The organism is Niabella aquatica, assembly GCF_054779315.1.
In genome coordinates, this window is record NZ_BAAGYM010000012.1 from 54421 (window position 1) to 75570 (window position 21150).

9 protein-coding genes are annotated in these 21150 nt (G+C 45.5%); 8 read left to right on the top strand and 1 reads right to left on the bottom strand.

Annotation, left to right across the window (positions count from 1 at the left end):
• Positions 1-2: 2 nt before the first annotated feature.
• From ACYVBM_RS11015 to ACYVBM_RS11050, 8 genes are all read left to right on the top strand, one after another.
• Positions 3-3470 carry a hypothetical protein gene (locus ACYVBM_RS11015; protein WP_460685708.1) on the top strand — a complete coding sequence of 1156 codons (3468 nt, stop codon included), beginning with the start codon at positions 3-5 and terminating at the stop codon, positions 3468-3470.
• Positions 3471-3488: 18 nt separating this feature from the next.
• The gene (locus ACYVBM_RS11020) at positions 3489-7262 is read left to right on the top strand and encodes a hypothetical protein (protein WP_460685709.1); all 3774 of its coding nucleotides are present in this window, start codon (positions 3489-3491) and stop codon (positions 7260-7262) included.
• Between the two features lie 9 nt (positions 7263-7271).
• On the top strand, positions 7272-8804 hold the full coding sequence (locus ACYVBM_RS11025) for a contractile injection system tape measure protein (RefSeq protein WP_460685710.1): 1533 nt from the start codon (positions 7272-7274) through the stop codon (positions 8802-8804).
• A 13-nt stretch (positions 8805-8817) separates the two neighbouring features.
• Entirely contained in the window at positions 8818-9639 is an 822-nt protein-coding gene (locus ACYVBM_RS11030) for an N-acetylmuramoyl-L-alanine amidase (RefSeq protein ID WP_460685711.1), read from the top strand.
• A gap of 101 nt (positions 9640-9740) precedes the next feature.
• Positions 9741-14948, top strand: coding sequence for an eCIS core domain-containing protein (locus ACYVBM_RS11035; protein ID WP_460685712.1), 5208 nt, complete (start codon positions 9741-9743; stop codon positions 14946-14948).
• 5 nt (positions 14949-14953) lie between these two features.
• Positions 14954-15487, top strand: a complete 534-nt coding sequence (locus tag ACYVBM_RS11040; protein WP_460685713.1) for a hypothetical protein — start codon at positions 14954-14956, stop codon at positions 15485-15487.
• A gap of 23 nt (positions 15488-15510) precedes the next feature.
• Positions 15511-17577: an eCIS core domain-containing M35 family metalloendopeptidase gene (locus ACYVBM_RS11045; RefSeq protein WP_460685714.1), complete on the top strand. Its 2067-nt coding sequence runs from the start codon at positions 15511-15513 to the stop codon at positions 17575-17577.
• Positions 17578-17697: 120 nt separating this feature from the next.
• Positions 17698-18255, top strand: coding sequence for an NADPH-dependent FMN reductase (locus tag ACYVBM_RS11050; protein ID WP_460685715.1), 558 nt, complete (start codon positions 17698-17700; stop codon positions 18253-18255).
• 11 nt (positions 18256-18266) lie between these two features.
• On the opposite strand, the gene ACYVBM_RS11055 is transcribed toward ACYVBM_RS11050, so the two are convergent.
• Positions 18267-21131 (bottom strand): DEAD/DEAH box helicase, encoded by a 2865-nt coding sequence (locus ACYVBM_RS11055; protein ID WP_460685716.1) that lies wholly within the window; start codon positions 21129-21131, stop codon positions 18267-18269.
• Positions 21132-21150 lie beyond the last annotated feature (19 nt).

Consider the following 21150-nt stretch of genomic DNA (forward strand, 5'->3'; position numbering starts at 1 on the left):
AAATGCCAGAAGGTATTACCATACAAAAAGACCCGGTGTTGCAGGGCAGTTGCAATTATGAGCTGCTGCGCGAAAAGGGCATGGTGTATATACAGCAACTGGGCAGCAAGTTATGGACGGATTATAATATTCATGATCCGGGTATTACCCTGCTCGAAGCGCTTTGTTATGCCATTACTGATCTGGGTTACAGAACTTCATTTGATATAGAAAACCTGCTGGCGGCTCCTCCCGGAGAAATAATGAACAACGATGAACAGGCTTTTTTTACAGCCAGGAATATACTTACCGTAAACCCCTGGACCATCAGCGATTTCAGAAGGCTGCTGATAGATATTGACGGTGTTAAAAATGGCTGGCTCTATTGCCGTAGCTGCCCCTGCAATGATCTTTACCTTTATGCCAATTGTGAAAAAAGTGTGCTGCAATACGAACCGGTTGACAAAGAAAAGCAGGTTATTATAAAGGGATTGTATGATGTGCTGGTAGAGTTTGAAGATGATGAAACATCGGGTAATCTTAACAGCGGAAAAGTAAAGCAGCATTTCAATTTTTATGCAGGTGAGAGGCTTACAACTGCAACGCTTGAAATGCGCCTTCCTTCATGGCAAATGCTGCAACAGGCCGGGGAGAAATATGAAGGTATCAGGAAAGCCGGTACTACTATCCGGGAAATAGCGGTATTATTTATTTCAGGCAACAAACAGGACGATACCGATATACCGCTTAATGAACTTACCAACCGGATCAAGCATGTATTATTTGCCACTTTTGCCATTGTATATGCTCCTGATCCAGCGGACACAACCATTACTGAAGTATTGGTGCTGGAAGATATTCCTGTTAAAGTGTGGTATAAAAGTTCGGAGCGGCAATACATCACCTTAGAGAAGCTAAAAGAAACGATAAGCAATATTTCCAAAGCCGGGATGATACCACGCTACCTTGAAAAAATTAAGGTGGCGGATAAGATCATTGCAGATACTAAAATGAAGCTGCACGCGCACCGCAATCTATGCGAAGATTTTTGCAGCATTCAGGCGGTTGAAGTAGAGGACATTGCGGTATGCGCCGATATGGAAATAGAGGCATCGGCAGACAGGGAGGCTGTATTGGCAGAGGCTTATTATTTGATAGACCAGTATTTCAGTCCTGATATCAGGTTCTATTCCCTTCAGCAGTTGCTGAATGAAGGGGCCGCTGTGGAATCCGTTTTCGATGGGCCGGCGCTTACCAACGGGTTTATTAAAGATGAAGAATTAAAAAGATCGGGCCTTAAAAAATTTTTGTATGTATCAGATATCATCAATCTTTTGATGGATATTAAAGATACCTCGGGAAGGAACCTTATTAAAAGTATCAGAAATTTTACTTTATTGCGCTACGATAAGGAAGGAAAGATTATGGCGCCTGTGGAACCCTGGCAGCTGAAGGTAAGCGCCAATCAGCAACCACGTTTATACATAGAAGCATCTAAAATAGTAATATACCAGGGAGGGCTGCCTTTTCACCCTGTGATTTCTGAACTGAACGATACCCTGCAGGTATTAAAAGGGAAGAATGCCCAACCAAAATTTCCGATTGCTCAAAACGACCTTCCCGTGCCTGAGGGTACTTATTATGATCTGAACAGCTATTTTCCTGTACAGTATAGTCTACCTCAAACTTACGGGGTTAGCTATACAGGACTGCCCGATGCTGCCGCGCCCCAAAGAAAAGCCCAGGCTAAGCAATTAAGAGCTTACCTGATGTTTTTTGAACAGGTACTGGTGAATTATCTTTCGCAATTATCTCATATTAAAGACCTTTTTGCTGTTAACGATACCATAATTCATTCTTATTTCAGCCGTTTTATTGAGCATGCAGAAATAGAAGGCATCAGTGATATTTACAATGGTATTACAACAGGTGCGCTTCAACAACTTTCTGAAACCAATGCTACTTTTCTTGACCGGCGCAACCGTTTCCTCGATCACCTGCTGGCCAGGTTTGCCGAGTCGTTCAACGATTATGCCCTGATGTTGTATAGTTATACAAACAGTAAAGCTATTGCCGAAACAGAGCTGATCAAAAGCAAAGTAGATTTTATAAAGGAATATCCCTTTATGAGCGCTAACCGCGGACGGGGCCTGAATTATAAAGATCCCTCGCTGGTATGTAACAATATCAATATTGCGGGTCTTCAAAAAAGGATCGAGCTTTTATTGGGGCTGAATAACTCGGGCTATCTTAATTATTTTGAGCTGTATGAAGAAAAAGATGAAGACGGCAAATTGTATGAACGCCGCTGGCGGCTGGTAGATGCCGGTGGTAATATTTACCTGAGCAGCAGCACCCGCTATAATGACACGGACTTTAAAGAAGCACAGAAAAAAGCCCTGAAAGAAATAGCAAGTGTAATGGACTTTATAACAGACGAAGCTTCTTACCAGGTGAAAAAAGAAAAAAAATGGGTGCTTAACCTGCTCAATACCGAAGGGGAAATTATAGCCACGCGCAAGCAGGCTTTTTCAACAAAGACAAGCGCCATTGCTGCCCGTGATGAGATCATTGCATTTGCTGAATATATTAAAAAAACCGAGAAGCTCTTCGTGGTAGAACATTTGCTGCTGAGGCCGCGAAATACAAAGAACCTTAGTTTGTTTTTTGAGGTCTATGAAGAGAAGGATGAAGATGGCGTTATCTTCGAAAGGAGATGGCGTTTTATTGATGCGCAACGGCATATTTATTTGAGCAGCAGTACCCGTTATACTGATAGCGATGCCGCCATAGCTTTGGAAAAAGCCAAAAAAGAAATAAGGGAAGTGGTCCGGCTGATGCGTTACAAGCCATCCTGGCAGATCAGGAAAAAGAAAAAATGGGTGCTCAATCTCATTGACGAAACCGGCGAAGTAATCGCCACCCGCAAAGAACATTTTAATGCGCCTTATGAAGCCGAGCAGGCAAGAAATGAACTGATGCAGTTGGGAGCGCTTCTTTATAGTGGCAGTAATAGTGTGAATGTAGACGACCTGCTGATATATGCCGATGATTTCCCTGAATTTGTTTTGCCACAGGGCGATCCCTTGCTGCCGGTTTGCCTTTCCCAAAACTGCGAAACCTGTACCGATAAGGATCCTTACTCCTTCAGGTTTACCGTTGTGGTAAATGGTGAGGACGGCATGGCCGGGGGCGATATGGATTTCAGGCGGTTTGCGGAACAAACCATCCGCAAAGAAGCACCTGCGCACCTGGGACTTAAAATTTGCTGGGTAAGCAAAAAACAGTTACTCGAATTTACAACAGTGTACTGTGCCTGGCGCGCCGAGATGGCTAAAGCAAAACCCGGTAAAGTTCAATTACATCAGCGTTTGGTTGCATTGCTCCATGTATTTACCAGGCTGAAAAATGTATATCCTCCGGCAAGCCTGCATGATTGTGCAGAAGGCAACGAGGAGAACAGGGTGTACCTGGATCAAACTATTGTTTAACATCAAAAAATTACCGATATGTTTCCGGACGAAAAAGTGTATCCAAAATTTGTTCCCGATCAGCTTCTGACTTCGGATGATCTTAATTTTCTTTTCGGATATCTTGACGAGCAGGGCCGCCTCACGCGTACCAACCTGATCGGGATCGGCATTGTTTGCGGTTTGCAGGTAACTACGCCTGCCAACGGCAGCACGGTAACTATCAGTAAAGGATGTGGCGTTACCTCTGCAGGATATCTTATTAACTTCGAGGAAACTACTTTTACAGGCTTTATTTCTTATAATGCGCTCCGGCCAAAATATTACGATGGCTTTTTTACGAGCGGAACCGGTACACGTACGCAGGATATGGCACTTTGGGAGCTAAAGCAGGTGGCTACTGATCCTGATGCGACAGCCCTTTCTAAAGATTTCCTGGCAGATAAGTTAGTGCTTCTTTTTGCCGAGTTTCTGGAAGAGCAGAATAAAAACTGTAACGTGGATTCCTGCGATGATAAAGGTGGGAGGGTTACTGTAACCGTTCGTCCCCTGCTGGTTGATAAAGCATCGCTGGATAAGGTTAATAAATCAGCTCAATGCCTTCCTGCTAAAAATTTCCAGGAGTTGCCAGGGCTTTCCATACCCCGGTGGAACATACCCAATACCAGCCCGGTTACCACGGCAGATATTATTAACGCCTACCTGGATGTATTGTCTGCAACTTTTATCAACCAGGTAAAGACGGCATTAACCGGGTTGTACAATGTCGTAAAATCGCAGCCCTGTATTGCAGATGGATTTAACGCTGATCCTTTTAGCAGCATTGCCACCGACTTTGCTTTTTTACATAACGGAAATATAACAGCTACCCAGGCTATACATATACAGTATTATTACGACTTTTTTTCAGACCTGGTGCAGGCCTACAAAGAGCTATGCGCGAAAGGCTCGGCCCTGCTTTGTATGAATTGCGTTCCTGAACCAGACTTGTTTCCGCGGCATTTGCTCCTCGGCATTTTATTCCCGTCAGCAGCAATACCCAATAAACCGGTGCGGCATCATTTCGTTTATTCCCCGTTGTTTGATCAAAGACATCATATTGGCGAAATAACTACCCTGTTCAGGAGGCTTGTTGCTATTTATACCAACAGGCTAATACCGGCACCTGTGGTTACGCAGAATGATGGTATTGGTATAACGCCCTCCATTCTTGGAAAAGAGATGCTTTCAGAAAAGGCCATTCCCTACTATTATAAGATCAATAACGGTACTGATGTGCTCTATAAATTATGGAGCCCGGTCAAAAGCAGGCAGGGAAAGGCAGCAACGATCCTGTCTTATAATGCAGCCTCCTATACGCCACCGGTTCCGGATACTGTGCTGAATCCATTAAAATATGATATAGAACCGTATAATTTTTTAAGGGTAGAAGGCCATATAGGCAAGAACTATAAAACGGTTTTGCAAAATATCCTTAACCAGAAAAAACAGAACCGGCTGCCTTTTGATGTAATTGTTTTACGTACAGGCAACCCGCAGCTGGATAACCTGGAAGATGCTGTTAAAGAATGTTACATCAAAGACCTGGAAACCAGCTACGCTATTGTAAAGCGCGAATGGGAGGCCATTATAGGTCAGACAATAGAGTTCCTGGACGACAATATGAAAGCGGCACGGCGCCTGCTACAGGAGTATATGGTGGGCAGCGATATACTCGGCGATTATATGAGAGACCTCCATGCAGGTAAAACCTATATGGATGTGCATATTACGCTTTCCCGGTTTATTGAAACCTATAATAGCTTTATCGTATTATTTGAGCGGATTGAATACGAAAGTACCATGCTGCGCAATTACCTCGTACAGGTCATGGCAAATGCCCGTTCTACCGAGAATGACCGGAATATGGCCGAAGACCTGATAGACCACTTGGACCAGGTGGCCTTGAGCTGTAAGAAAGGAAGCTTCCGCGCCATTTACCAGGAGTTTATAAGGAGAAGCGAAGAAATGTACCGCAATGTCTTTTTCGGTAACTATGCAGCTAAAAATCCGGCACTTCAGCATAAAGCCGGCGTGCCTGTTGGCGGGACTTTGGTGCTTGTTTATCATCAGCGCCAAAGAGCAGAAGTTGTAAAAGGGCCTTTCACAATAAGCGGAACGGTAATAACCACAGCGAAGAGAGTGGTTCCCTTTGCACAGCTATCGGTTGATGACAATGATGATACGGTTAATGCGGATGGTAAGGGACAATTTGAGATCAGGGTGGATGCTCTCCCGGTAGTGCTCGAAGCGGTTATTTATGACCGCAGGAGAGGTGCCCTTTCAGGAGAAATAGTAATTACTGAAAAGAATAGGAAAGGTGTGCAGATCATGCTTTCCGAAAGAACGTTGGCTAAAAAGGGAAAGCTTGAAGAAATTAATGTGACAGGACGCTCCGAAACAGGTAGAAGGCTGGAAGCAGGCCGGGCCGAAACCGAAGCGATCAGCTACAACGAAGCGCTGACCGATGGTACTATTATTGCCGATTTCTATTTGCCCTATATCTGCTGCTCTGATTGTGCCCCGGTTGTTTACCAGTTTCCTGAGCCACCGGTTCCCTTATCTGTTACCGCCGGTGATCCGCAGTGCGATGAGAGCGGAAATAATTTCTCTGTAACCCTAACAATCAGCGGAGGTAAGGCACCTTATCAAATAAATGGAAAGGCCATTGATGGAGATCAGGGTGTGATACAGGTAGCCAGCGGATCTGGACAAACTATTATCATCAGCGACAGCAGTGGTCAAAATGCTTCATATATAATTGACCCGCATGAGTGCATTCAACCATTAGTAGTTACCGGTAGCGAACCATCCTGCGATGAAAGCGGCGATAACTTCTCTGTATTAATTACCATTACCGGCGGCGTTGCGCCATACAGTGTTGGTGGCAATGTAATTGAAGGTAACACGGTGTCTCTTGCTACAGCATCAGGACAGGGGCGGCAGGTATCTGTAAAAGATAGTAGCGGCAGTGAAACCGTTTTTTCCATTCAGCCTCATGAATGCAGTCAGCCATGCGATCTTCCCTGTAATGGGCTTGCAGAAAAATGCAATTATATTTTATGGATCCAAAGGCCTGCTGAAAGCAATGCTTTGAAGCAGCAAACTGAAAAGGCAGTGATCCGGGTAACTGCCGAAGGAGGCACTGCTGAAGAGATAGATGTAACAGATATATTTCGATCCATCCTGGATAATAATGGTATTTCTTTTGAAAATTTTGAAGAGCTGTTTACAAAACTCTGTGCAGAATTAAGTGGTAAAGTACCCGCACATTTTTCAGCCAATGGCGAACCCGTTTTTACATATAATAAAGAAACGCAGTCAGTATCCATCGAAAAATTTATTTGTCACGATATCAGGATGGAAATTAAGCTTACCCTGAGCTCAGACTATAACCTGAATGTCATATACAGTAAAGAAGGAGTGGAGATAGCTTATGATGATCGGAACAAAATAGTGGTTCCGAAGTTCGGTTGTATGAGCCTGGATAAGTGTAAAAACACTGCAGAAGCGCTTTGTAAAGTGCTCCTGGCTGTGGAATCAATAAAAGGTACAAGAACGAACGGAAGGTATATCACTTTTGAAGTCAGCCCGGAATTTAATTCTTATTACTGGTATTTCAGGGAGGGGCGCCCTGCCTGGTCTGCCGATAAGAATCCTGTTATATCTCTTGATCCCCAGCAAAATCCTTATGTTCACTTCATTGGTATTGATGCCAACGGTTGTTATGTAGTTGTAAGCAGGGAAATTGAGGTGACTGACAACAGGGGGTAAATAAATGATATGGATCCAGTAAGTACACATATTATCGGTAAGAACATCATCAGCTTCCAGTACAATGGAAGCAGCGATCCATTAGCTTTACAGCAGGCTTTTAACCGGTGGGTGGAGCAAAAATGGGTACCGGGGTTAGAGCAGGAGCTGAATAAGTATGGTGCCGGAACGGACACGGTTATTAATGTTGATCGCCTGGAAATTGAGATGAACCTGCAACAGCAGGATAACTGGCTGGAAGATCTGCTGCCTGTTCTGCTTAATGAAATAGGAATACAATTAAAGCAATACACAGGGAGCGACGAAATGGATAGAGATGACGTGCCTGTATCAGAAAGGCATACATGGAACAGCTTTACAGCTATTCTTTCACATTTCCTCACAACGGGTATTCTGCCCTGGAATGTGCCAAAGCGCATATCTGCGAATTTTAAAACGCAGCTGGCTGACTGGTTACAGCAGGCGCCCGTTAACGACCTGTGGGTTATTATAGGGCAGCTGAACACGTCTTCTGCCCTGAAAAGATTTTTCAGCCTGCTTTTCAACAGTGATTTAATACAATTGATAAGCAGGCTGACAGATATGCCCGTTACGGATATTCTGAAGATAGAGAACGATCTTACTGCAATAAAAGATTGGAGGGGCGATAACAGATATGATGTGAGAGATTGGAAAAAAATATTCATAGATCAGGCTATCCTCCACAGGCATGACAGCAAAAAACTATTGCAGCAAGCTGTAATCAAATGGCTGCAGCAGGATGATATAAAGCCGGCAATAACAAAAACATCCTTTCCCTTGCATATTTTGAAGCACCGTATGGCATCAGGCGCTGTACAACAAATCCAAAGATCCTATCAGGTTGATCCGGCTATGAAGCGAAAACAAAAAGGTATCATACCGGATCAGGATATTTCTGCAAAAGACAAACCCGGTGCAGAGAAGATAAAAGAAGTGGCCTTGCCATCCATACGAATTGCTATGGAAACAAACAGATGGAACGAAGCTGATGTTTCCGCAAAAAACAAAACAGATGCCATAAGCAGTGAGGGTATATACCTGCCATTTGCAGGCACAGTGGTCATTGCTCCGTTTTTACCTGCTTTACTGGAACGTACGGGACTGGCTGTTGAAGGAAGAATAAAAAGTGCAGACAGTGCTTTAAATCTTATTTATTATGCGGCAACCGGGAAAGAACGCCCTGCTGAATTTGAACTGGTACTTCCTAAAATATTATGCGGATTAGAGCTGCAGGATGCAGTAGAGACAGGGACAGCATTAAGCGTATCAGAAAAATCAGAAGCTGATGAAATGCTGTGTTCTGTAATAGCACATTGGAAAGTGCTGGGCAATACATCTGTTGAGGGCCTGCGCAGTTCATTCCTGCAAAGAGAGGGGAAGATCACCCGGTCAGAAAAAGGGGAGTGGCAGCTGATGGTTCAGCAGGAAGCTTACGATATGTTGTTGCAACAGCTCCCATGGAGCATTGGTATCATCCGCCTGCCCTGGATGGAACAAAATCTTATTACTCATTGGATCTAAAAAAACAAATATTATGCAAATCAGCCAACACAAACTTGTAGCAGAGAATGACGAAGCTCCTGTTAGCTTTGTCAATTCGCCCAACCAGTCGGGAACTATCACACCTGCTTATTTAATTATTCACTACACGGCAGGTGCAAGTGCCCAGTCAAGTATCAACTGGTTTAAAAATCCTGGCGCGAATGCTTCTGCACATTTGGTTATCGGGCTCGATGGAAAGATAACACAGATGGTACCTTTTAATAAGAAAGCCTATCATGCCGGTGTGAGCAGCTGGGCCGGTTTATCGGGACTTAACAGCTACTCCATAGGTATAGAACTGGATAATCCCGGCAAACTTAAACGGGTAGGAAATAAATGGGTTTCCTGGTTTGGTGTTGAGTACCCCGACTCAAAAGTGATCGTAGCAAAACATAAGAACCAGGATACAGAATCGGGCTGGCATATTTTTACACCGGTACAAATCGAAGCCTGTATCAAAGCCAGCCTAGCCATCTACAGCCATTATAAATTAAAAGATATTTTAGGCCATGATGATATTGCGCCTGGCAGAAAAGAAGATCCGGGACCGGCTTTTCCAATGGCTTCATTTAAGTCAAGGGTAATGGGCCGGCAGGAAGATCATGCGGCCATGTTTAAAACCACCGGCGATGGGGTGCGGTTCAGAACCGGCCCGGGACTTGATTATGATATTGTAGGCAAATTAAAGAAGGATGTTAAGGTAGAGTTTATTGACAATGTGATGGACTGGTTTCATGTAAAGCTGGCTCAACCGGTAACAGGTATATCAGAACCTGAAGGATGGGTACACAGCAGCCTGCTTGGCAGGGTATAGTTTTAAGTATTGAGTATTTAGTACTTAGACGATAGACGATGGTCCATGGACTTGAATATTGAACATTGAATATTGAGCATTGCTTATTTAATTTATCCTGAGTGTTCACCACCGCCGAAAAAACAAACCATTCCTCCGCAGTTCAGCAAAAAGCTGCACAACCGGCTTTCTTTCGAAAAGCGGGGGAGGAAAGTTTTTTTGGTGCTAAAGAAAATCCGGTATTCTTCAACGCTCCGGTTCAGGCAAAGCTTACAGTAAGCAGTCCCGATGATCCGCAGGAAAAAGAGGCCGATGCTGTTGCTGACCAGGTAATGCGGATGAGCGATCCTGTTGTATCAGGGTCCGATGAAAAGAAAGAAGAATTGTTACAGCGGGAGCCGGAGGAAGGCGCTGAAATGCCGGTTCTTTCATATCCCACCGTTACACTAAACCGGAAAGAAGATACAGCAGAAGAATCCTTACAGGTGATGCTTTTCAGGCAGATGGAGCCACAAGTAAATAGTTGTGAAGCCTGTAATGCAGAGGAAGGAGAGGTGCCGGTAGATATTTCAAGAAAGGCATACAATGGTGCCGTCCTTCCAAACGGGCACATCCAGCGAAACGGAAGAGGGCCCCCCACTGGGTTGATGAACTTTGAGCAATCATTGTCTTCATCAAAAGGAGGGGGAAGCGCTATGTCGGCATCCTCCCGGCAATTTATGGAAAACCGTTTCGGTGCCGACTTCAGCGGGGTGCGTATTCATACCGGCACCCAGGCCGAAAGCTTAAGCCGTTCTATACAGGCACAGGCATTTGCGCACGGCAACGATATTTATTTTAACAGCGGTAAATATGCCCCTGGCACTGCTGCAGGGGATGTTTTGCTGGCACATGAGCTTACCCATACCATTCAGCAGGGGGCGAGTCGTCCCCATGCCACAGCATCTGTTGCTAACCCATCTGTTGCCAGGAAAAATATCATACAAAGAAGCACGGGTGGCGTTCCTGAGCAGCTAACCCATGCTGTGGAAAAAGCCAAAACAGTTGAAGGAAAAATTGACGCTAACAAACCACAGCCCGATGGAAACCGCACCGGCTGGGAACACCTTGTTGAAATTTTTAAAACAACATTTGGCGCTGAAAAGATCGTTTCCGGATCCGGAGCTTCTGTTAAAGGTGCTGTAGCAGAGCAGGATATTAAAAAGAAGCGGATGCAGGCCGGCAGCCTTATCGTAGACAAAACAACGGCTACCGATCGCAATGCTATTCCTAAAACTACTATTGGCGAAAGAGATGCCATGCCCAGTTGGTGCGGCATATTCGTATTCTGGGCGCTTAATAAAAGCGGGGTGCCTATGCCTAAATGGAAGTTGGGTGAGCGTATGATAAAACCTGAGGCAGCTCGTCCGCCCGGAGTGATGCCATTACCGGGAGATATTGCTTACCGCAATGCTTATTCACATTTTGCTATTGTAGAATCCGCGGCAGGCGGTATGATAAAGACCGTAAACGGAAATACAGCAGGAGAAGATAACCTGGGAGGACAGGTACAAACTATTGAACATCCTGTAAGCGACTGGACGGCCTTTTTTGATCCGCTTCAGATCATGGAGGGAAGTCTTGGTCAGGGAGAAAGATCCGCTGAAGAAAAGCCAAAAACGTTGCGTGAATTACGCCGTGAGCTATTTCATGTAAACCGCCAAGCTGATGAAAGTTTTGAAGAAGAAGGGCAAAACCCTGCGGAAAAAAACACTACCAACGATGAAGCTGCCGTGCAGGTTAAACCCGAACTCAGCAGCTGGCAGGTGAATGCCCGGGGCTCCCTGTCCGGCGGACCGCACACAACCATGGATCCACCGGCCATTCAGCGCCAGGAAGAGGAAAAGAAAGAGGAGGATGAAAAGTATACGGGCACTGCCATTGCTACACAGCAAAAAACGCTTGTTCCGGCACTCGACAGAAAGGCAGACACCCTGTTGCAGGAGCAGGAAAAGGAAGAAACTACGGTTTCGGCTAAAACAGAAACTAAAACTGGCGCCGCATGCGGCTGTGAACATAAAATAGATGCCAAAGCCATCAGCGAACAGGGCAGGGGGCCTCCTGCGATCAGCCTGGGCCAGGGAAGTAAAATTCAATGTGGCTGGTTCGACAGTGCATTGTCTTATGTAAATAGCGCGATTGATTATGTGGCAGAAGGACTGGAGGCTGGAAAGCGGCTGTTGCTCGGCGAAGCCAGGGATTTTGCAATGGCCATACCCGGTTACAGGGCCTTACGGGTAGTACTCAATGAAGATCCGGTCACAGGAGAATTTGTAGACCGCAATGGCAAGAACTTTATTGAAGCGGCTTTTGATATTATGCCCGGTGGCAGGCTCCTGCATCAAAAGCTCAATGAACTGGGTGCGCTTGATGAAGCAGCCGCCTGGATCGATACACAGATAGCGCGCGTTATATCATTGGTAAGCAATATATCGCAGCGTATTGACCAGTTCTGGAATGGCATTACACTGGGCGCATTAGCCAACCCGACACAGATCTTTGAAAATATCGGGAACATCATTCACGGGTTCATTCAAAGTGTTATTGGTTTTGCCGTAGAAGTAGCCCATGAGCTGCTCGAAATGGTGAAGCGTTTCCTGCTAACACAGTTAGTGAATTTTGTGCGCGATCACACAACTGCCTATCCTCTTTTAACGGTCATCCTGGAAAAAGACCCGATAACGGAAGCCCGGGTTTTGCGAAACGGCGCCAATATGCTTAACGCCATACTTGAGCTGGGCGGGGAAGAGGGCAGAATGCAGCGCACCCAGATGCAGGAAACAGGCACTTTTACTAAAGTTTCGGACTGGATCGACCGTGGCATTGTGGTGTTTGGTAACCTGTACGAAACGGTCAGGAATAATATAGGCCTGATCTGGGATGTTGTATCTATTGAAAGCCTGATGGATCCTGTGGGTACCTTTAACAGGATCTACGACACTTTTGCAGACCCGGTTACACAGGTATGGAATTTTGTAAGAGATACGGCCGCCGTTATCCTGCAATTGATTAAAGAGGTATTAATGCGGCGCCTTTCTGCATGGGCTGCTACGGTAAGAGGCTACACGCTGGTAACGGTTTTAATTGGCCGGGATCCGTTTACCAATGAACGCGTGCCCCGTACCATACCCAATATCATCCGGGGTTTTATGAGCCTCATGGAAGGAGGAGAAGAACAGTACCAGCAAATGGAGCAAAGTGGCGCTATCGGCAGGGCTACCCAGCAAATTAATACAGCAGTAGCAAGGCTGAATATGACACCGGCTTATATCGTGCAGCTCTTTACCAGTCTCTGGAATTCCTTTAGCCTGAACGACCTGGTGCACCCGGTAGAAGCATTTCAGCGAATTATCGACCGGTTTGGAGAGCCTATAGGAAGGCTGATCGCATTTGTAGCAGAGATAGTGAAGATCGTAGTGCGCGTCATTCTTGAGATCATGAATTTCCCGTTTGATCTTATCGGTAACATTATTGCCCGGGCAATGGCTGCATTTGAGAGCATCAAACGCGACCCGATCGGCTTCCTGAAAAACCTGCTGCGTGCTATTAAGCAGGGCTTCATACAGTTTTTTGGAAATATTGCGCAACACTTGTTGCAGGGACTTACGGGCTGGCTGATGAGTGAGCTGAGGGATGCCGGGGTGCCGGAACTGACAGATTTCACACTGCGGGGTGTAATAGGATGGGTACTGGATGTGCTGGGCATCAGCATGGAAAAAATATGGGAAAAGCTGGCCGCTCACCCAAGAATAGGGCCACAGCGGGTAGCCCGTATCAGGAGTATGATTAACACGCTGGAAGGTATCTGGACCTTTATTAAAGACGTTCAGGAGCGCGGTATGGCTGCAATATGGGAGCGCATACAGGAGCAGCTGAGCAATCTTTGGGAAACCATACTCAGCGCTGTAAAGAACTGGGTAATGGAGCAGATCATTAACCGGATGGTTACACGATTGCTGAGTATGCTCGATCCTACCGGTATCATGGCAGTTATCAATAGCGCCATTGCTGTCTACAGTGCCATCCAGAGCTTTATCCGGTACCTGCGGGAGATGCTGGAAGTGGTGAATAGTTTTGTGAATGGTGTGGCGGATATTGCAGAAGGCAATGTAACAACAGCGGCCAATTATCTCGAAAGAACCATGGGCAGGGCTATGCCGATCGTGATCGGGTTCCTGGCCAACCAGGTGGGTTTAAGCGGTATTGGCAGGAGGGTAGGAGAAATGATAGAAGTAGTGCGGGAAAAAGTAGATGAAGCGCTTACCTGGCTGGTGAACCGGGCGGTAGATACGGGTATGAACCTGCTGGATAGGGTAATGGCAATGGGAAGGAGCGCGAGGGATGCGATCGTAAATGCCTTAACACCATGGCGAAATGCGGACCAATCTTTTACTTCGGAATCAGGTGAGGCGCATCGTATTTATATAGAACAGAGAGGAGGTCAGCCTGTGTTGATCGTAGCCAGCGATCCTTCTCCGATATTAAGATTCCTGACCTATTGGGAAACCCGGCCTGGCATTACTGCAAGACAAAGAGATGCTGTAACGGAGGCCCGTAATTTTTATAATACAAATGTATTACCTCTTATGAATGAAATTAAGCAAAGTGAAGATAGCGGCAGACCAGAAAACGAAAGGGAGCCATTATTACAGCGCCTGGGCCGCCAGAATATGTCGCTCTCTGAAATTGTGAAACGTGTGCTTGGCTCTTCAACAGATCTGTCAGGAGTAAGACAGCGCTATGCTTTAGAGGGTATGACAGGACAGTACAGTTCTATGCCTGAAGCTACCGGTGACGATCTGGAAGCAGATCATCAGCCGCAGAATTCGATTCTTGAACATGCAGCAGCGAAGAGCTGCTTTAACCAGCCGGGTGTGTTAAATTTACGGAACAGGGCAGCCAACCGTTCAGGCCTGGGAAGAGCTATCAACCTGCATTTGAATCGGCACAGAGCTGGCCGCACACACGGAAGCGCACCTGGCAGTGCCGCTAACCTGGCAAGAGTCAGAAATGATATTGATGTTGTTGCTGCATCAACCGACACCGATCTGAACAAGCGGAGAAGAATAGTGAATATCTTAAAAGCGGAGCTGGCGGCAGATGTATCAAGGCTCACACAGGTCGCAAACCGGCCTTTCGGCGGATCTTCTCCCGATCCCGTATGGGCCGATATTAATAGCCTGGGATTATCAGATCCTGACAGAGATACATTAGGTAATGAAATAAAGCAGGCAATTGTTAGCGGAGAAAGACAGATGGCCGTACAGCCTATGGACAACCTCGTAAATTGAGTAAGATGAAAGATATATTTATGGAAATACTGAAGGCATTTGACTCAAATCCGGTGGATTTCGTTTTTGATGATCAACCGGGCTTTATATCTGATAGTACAGCAGAAGTCAAAAGCCATCTTGTCGCTTTCGGTAAAAACAAGGCAGGTTGTCTGTTCTGTTACTGGAAAGAAACAAGTGAGGATACGGAGGCAGCACCTATTGCCTGGATCGATAGCGAAGGCAGTCCTAATGCAATTTTTGCCCGTAACCTGCGCCAGTTTTTTGAGCTGCTGTCTTACGGAACAGGCGCTATCTATGATATTATAAAAGCCTGTGAGCGTTTTACATTGTCAATGGACAACAATTCTGACCCGGCAATCTTATTTAAAGATCTTTATCAGCAGACCTTTGATCAGGAAACTGATAAAAAGCGGTTTAGTATATTATTAGCCAAAAAAGCAGGCATCAGAACTTCTGAAAATCCTGGCAGGGATATCCTGGAAGTTTATCAGAAATTTCATGCCATTACTGAAAAATTAGAGAATACATTAAAATGAGCCCGAATTTAAATCTTTGAAGTATGAAGCGTAGTATTTATCGCCGTATCCGGCGCCGATCCACACACGATGTAGCACAGGCCGGTAAAGAACGCGGGCCTGAGCAACCCTTTTTTGGTATAACATCACGAAGTACCTTCTTTCAGGCAGCGCCTGTTATTCAACATAAATGTGAAAAATGCAAAGAGGAGGAAAAGCTGCAAAGGCAGTCTGAAAAAAAGGAAGATGAAAAAAAGCTGCAACGGGCACAGGAGAAAGAAGACGAAAAGCTTCAAAAGAAAGAAGCAGGCAATACTACTGGTATTGCGCCCGGTATAAGTAACTATATTCATTCATTAAATGGTAAGGGGCATTCACTTTCTGCCGAATCCAACCAGTTCTTTTCTGAAAAGATGGGCTATGATTTTTCAAATGTAAAGATCCATACCGGCAAGGAAGCTGCTGCATCAGCCAGGGAAGTAAATGCAAAAGCCTATACTGTTGGCGAGCATATTGTATTTAACGATGGATATTATAATGCCGGATCGGCTGACGGGAAAAAATTGATGGCGCACGAGCTAACGCATGTTGTGCAGCAGGGAGGAAGCGCTGCTTCAAAAGAATCGCTGCAACGCAAAACACCTGCCGGCTTTGAGATCGAAGGACTTTTTTCGGAAAGAGCAGATTATCCGGAAACGATCTTCTATGAGAAAGACAGTGCCATGATTCCATCTTCCGAGTGGTATAAATTAAGTAGCATTGCAGGCCTGTTCAGAGGAACGAATATTACCTTAACAGGTTCGGCCAGTGAAGAAGGCGATCCTGCCACGAATGCAACAATTGTGAATACCCGTATTTCGGGTGTGGACAGGGTCTTGGGGCGGTTAGGCCATACCGGTGTCCGGTCGCCCAACCCGCAACCTGCTGTTTCAAGCGGCAATATGGACTACCGCCGCTCCCGTAATGTGGAAGTAATAGCTACCCCTACTGTGATACCGCCTACGGGTATTATGCCTACTACGGCACCTCCCTGCGCTGTTACAACTGCTAATCCCACCCCGGAAACAGAGCCTTGCGGCGGTGCATTTGCAGGCGCTTTCCCGTTGGCCCTGTCATGGGTAGCCATCGCACATGCCCAGGTGGCAGCTGCAACGCCAACGGCAACTGCTCAAGCATCCCTGTTATTTCCAGGTGTGCCTATAACTGTTGTGGAAGGCCACCTGCGCAATTTACTGGGGCAGGTAGCAGCATTGCCCCTGCAGCATCGCTGCCATAATACCTGTGACGGTGGCTGTAGCAGACCGGCCTATAACCGGGGTACAGGCTCTTCGTCTATGATGACGCTTTGCCCGGATTTTTTATCCGGTACCAATACCAGTGAAAGTGCACAGACGCTTGTGCACGAGTCGCTGCATGCAACTTCCGGACTGGCTACAGTTGATACCGCTTATTCAACTACCCGGTTGATCCAAAACCTCACGGGTTCGCAGGCGCTTACAAATACCGATAGCTATGTGCTCCTGGTGTTGCGGCTGGCCGGTGTTACGGCCCTTCCCTTGCCGGCAGCAGATAACCTTTCTTCCCTGCTTCCCGGCGAACAAACACATGCTGCAAGAGCTTTATCGGCACTGGAACAGTGGTTGTTAAATGCAGACTTCGATACCAGTCTTATTTATACCGCCATGGATAGAAATATTGGTCGTGCTTCTGGTTGGCATGCAGATGATGGCTTTGCTGCTGAAGATACCCATCAAATAGCTTCTTTTGTGGGACTAACTGATCCGGGTCCAGATCCTTACCTGAACGCGCCGGTGGCAGCCGATAAGGCTAAGATGGCAGGCATGTGGGATCGCTTTAACCCTATGATGTGGTCGGTTTATATGCGTAATATTACAGTGAATAAAGTTTCAGGCACCGCCGAAAAATGGGCGCCTGGCATGGGGGCGTGGGTTGATGTAAACAATTCTTTTTTCTCGATGAGTGCAGAAGACTCGGTGAAACATTTATTAAGATTATTAATTATCGTACAAGGTCGTGTACCTGCAGTTCTGGTGGACGCTTATGTCGAAGTTGCGAATGTGATCCGGAAACAAAGAAGCACCGGCCCATAAAAACTGCTATAACAAGTTTTGATAATTTATAATACGTAAAAGTGTGGGGAACAGATTTTGGCCTGCATATTGATACCAAATACCTGGATATCATTATAAAAACTTTTAAAACCAGTAATTATGAATAAAGTGATTGGTATTATTGCCGGAAGCCTGCGCAAAGAATCTTTTTCAAAAAAAGTAGGAAAAGCCTTATTATCTATGGCTCCTGAAGGATTTGAGTTTCAATTTATTGCTCTTGACAACCTGCCGGTTTACAACCAGGATTTTGATGACAATGATATTGTTCCCGAACCGTATGTGGCATTCAGAAATATAATAAAAGACCTGGATGGTATTATATTTATCACTCCTGAACATAACCGGTCAATGCCTGCTGTACTCAAAAATGCAATAGATATTGCTTCAAGGCCTTACGGCAAAAGCGTCTGGAATGGCAAGCCTGGCGCTGTTTTTAGCAATTCCCCCGGAAATTTGGGAGGTTTTGGAGCCAATCACCATTTAAGGCAATGTCTCGTTTTTCTGAACGTACCGGTTATGCAGCAGCCTGAAGTCTACCTTTCCCATATTAATGAATGTTTTGATGAAAAGGGAAATTTGAAAAATGATCAAACAAAAGAGCTGCTGCATAAGGCAGTGGATGCATATATAGCGTGGTTTAAGAAAATTGCAGGGTAAATTCCATGAAATTATTCCAGCAGGTATTGGATATCCTCCAGCGTAAGGCCTTTTACAAGGCTTTCTTCTGCTGTGATAAGGTCATCGGCCAAACGTTTTTTGTTACGGGCCATTTTAATGATTTTTTCTTCGATACTGTCCCTGCATATCATACGGTAAGCAAAAACCTGGTTTTTCTGTCCAATACGATGCGTCCGGTCTATAGCCTGGTTTTCAACAGCAGTATTCCACCAGGGATCAAATAAAAACACGTAATCAGCCTTTGTAAGTGTTAAGCCGGTATTGCCTGCTTTAAGGCTTATTAAAAATACAGGGGTACTGCTTCCTTCATCAGACTGAAACTGTGCTACCAACTCCTGCCTTCGTGCTACAGGGGTTTGCCCGTCTAATCTCAGTGTTGAAATACCGGCATTGTTCAAATCGCGTTCCAGCAAATCGAGCATGGAAGTAAACTGGCTGAATACCAGTGCGCGGTGTTGGGGGATGATACATTGTAGCTCATCAATCAGCACTTTGGTTTTTACACTATCGTAAGTAAAAAGATCTTCATCTTTAACCAGTTCGCAGCTATTACAGAGCTGCCTGAGCCTGGTAAGGCCAGCCAGGACGCTTAGCTTGCCTTTATTCAGTCCGCTGGCTTTTATTTCGGTAAAAATACTGGTGCGCACTTCTTCTTTAATGCTTTCATAGGCGTTTCTCTGGTCGGCGCCCATTTCACACCACAGCACCGCTTCTGTTCTTTCCGGTAAGTCTTTAGCCACCTGCTCTTTGGTTCTGCGTAACAGGAAAGGACGTATCAGCTTTTGCAATACGGCGGCTTTTTCTTTATTAGCCTGTTGCTCTATGGGAATGGTATATTCCTTCTTAAAAAATTCTGAAGTGCCTAACAGGCCCGGCATGAGAAAGTGCACCTGGCTGTGCAGATCGCCGGTATTGTTCATTACAGGCGTACCGCTTAGCGCTATTTTGGTTTTGGCGGTTAGCTGCCAGGCGGCTTTTGTGGTTTGTGCAGCCGGGTTTTTAATATGATGACTTTCATCTAATACAATAGTTTCCCATGCTATGGTTTCCAGCAGGTGTATGTCCTGGCGCATCGTGCCATAGCTGGTAATGAATACCTGGTGCTCTTTTTCGCTGAGCAAAGCGGTATCTCTTTTTGAGCCGTGAAGTACAATGGCCTGTATGCCCGGTGCAAATTTTTCCAGTTCTTTAAGCCAGTTATACAGCAGGCTTGCGGGAGCTATTACCAGGTGCCTTCCCTGCGGGTTGGCTTCTATTTTGTATAAAAGAAAGCTGATAGTTTGCAATGTTTTACCCAGGCCCATATCATCCGCCAGGCAGCCGCCGGCGCCAATTTCGGCAAGCAGCCTTAGCCATTCGTAACCGGTGCGTTGGTAAGATCGCAGCTCTTTTACCTGCAGACCGGCCGGTAAAGGGTAAAGGCTTTCTTCCTGTTTTTCCCACTGTTGCCATTTTGAGAACCAGGCGGCTGTAATACCGGTGCTTATAACAGGTGTACTATCTGTATCTTCTGTAACATTGCCCAGCATCAGCCATTTGGCTATCAGCAGCTCCGTTTTCCTGATCCTGCCATGTCGTAGTACTAATCCGTACTGTTGCAGCCATTCCTCACCTAATACGCCCAGGCTGCCGTCTTTCAGCATTACTGCTTTTTGATTATTTAATAAAGCCTTTTGCAGGTTGCTGAGTGGTACGGCCTCTTTACCAAATTTTACGGTGAGTTCTATAGAGACAAAATCACCTTCCTGCGTTTGCTTCGTAATACTGGTTTCGGCTTTATGTGGCGAGTACCTGAAATGTTTAAGCATATCAATGCCCAGCAGGTCGATATTTTTTTCCAGTAAAAGATGATAGGTTTTTACAAACCAGCTTTTTTTCTGGGCCTCTGCAAAGGTGAGGTAGAAAAAGCCATTGTTCTGATTACTGAATTTGTCATGCAAAGATCTCAGGAAACCCACCAGCTCTTCTTCTTTTTCTTTATTCCTGTTGATATGGATGATTTTATCTGCGGATTCAATTTCAGATACCGGCTCGTAAGGGCCTTCTACAGTTAAACCATCGTATACAAACTGGGGCTCCAGTTTCAGGAAAGTATTGCTCAGCTCACTCAGCAGTACCTGGACCTGTGGCATCACCTCTATGGCTTCAACATCCGAAAGATTATGGCGTTCTATTTTAACCTGCCAGTGGCTTAGCTTTTGTAATGCCTGGTCAAATGCTTCCCTATTATCAAAGACCTGTGAAGGAGCCTGTGTTTCAAGCCAGTCCAGCGCTTCATAGCTCTTAGGCGAAAGCTGGTAATAGCAATTATCCCGCTCTAATAAAAAATGATATTTCCTGAACCCGCTGAGAGCTGTTTGTTCTTTACCTATTTCAACCACGGCTTCTATACTGAAATGATCTTCAGTTTTAGCAGCGCGGAAAATAAGCTCAACAGGATAATGATAAAAGCTGCATTTGATGTTTTGTACACGTTTATCATTTGTTTGTACTGAATGATACCATTCTTTAACGGGCTGTCTTCGTAAAGCACCTGTAAGGCTATAAAGATGGCGGCTGTAAGCATTTTTTACAGCTGCATTTTGTTCCTCTCTATTGGCAATATAACTAGTTTGCTGGTGCAAAGCCGCAGATATTTTTTGCAGCTCAGCCTGTGAAAAAGCGAGTAGCGCTTTTATGGTATCATCGCTGAAGTTCTTAAAATATACCCTGAGCTGGGGACGGGAGAGGGGCTGCTCCCCGGTTGTTATGCCTTCGGGTGTTTTAATTAATTGCCTTATGGATATTACTTCCTTTTTTGAGAATAAATGCGAAGGTTGAAAAAGTAAAAATGTTTTTGTATTCGTTGTTGCCATAGCTATCAAGCGGGCAAAT

Bases quoted from the DNA above. Each gene is read 5' to 3' on its own strand.
- ACYVBM_RS11015 (WP_460685708.1), top strand. From the start codon at position 3: ATGCCAGAAGGTATTACCATACAAAAAGACCCGGTGTTGCAGGGCAGT.
- ACYVBM_RS11020 (WP_460685709.1), top strand. From the start codon at position 3,489: ATGTTTCCGGACGAAAAAGTGTATCCAAAATTTGTTCCCGATCAGCTT.
- ACYVBM_RS11025 (WP_460685710.1), top strand. From the start codon at position 7,272: ATGGATCCAGTAAGTACACATATTATCGGTAAGAACATCATCAGCTTC.
- ACYVBM_RS11030 (WP_460685711.1), top strand. From the start codon at position 8,818: ATGCAAATCAGCCAACACAAACTTGTAGCAGAGAATGACGAAGCTCCT.
- ACYVBM_RS11040 (WP_460685713.1), top strand. From the start codon at position 14,954: ATGAAAGATATATTTATGGAAATACTGAAGGCATTTGACTCAAATCCG.
- ACYVBM_RS11045 (WP_460685714.1), top strand. From the start codon at position 15,511: ATGAAGCGTAGTATTTATCGCCGTATCCGGCGCCGATCCACACACGAT.
- ACYVBM_RS11050 (WP_460685715.1), top strand. From the start codon at position 17,698: ATGAATAAAGTGATTGGTATTATTGCCGGAAGCCTGCGCAAAGAATCT.
- ACYVBM_RS11055 (WP_460685716.1), bottom strand. From the start codon at position 21,131: ATGGCAACAACGAATACAAAAACATTTTTACTTTTTCAACCTTCGCAT.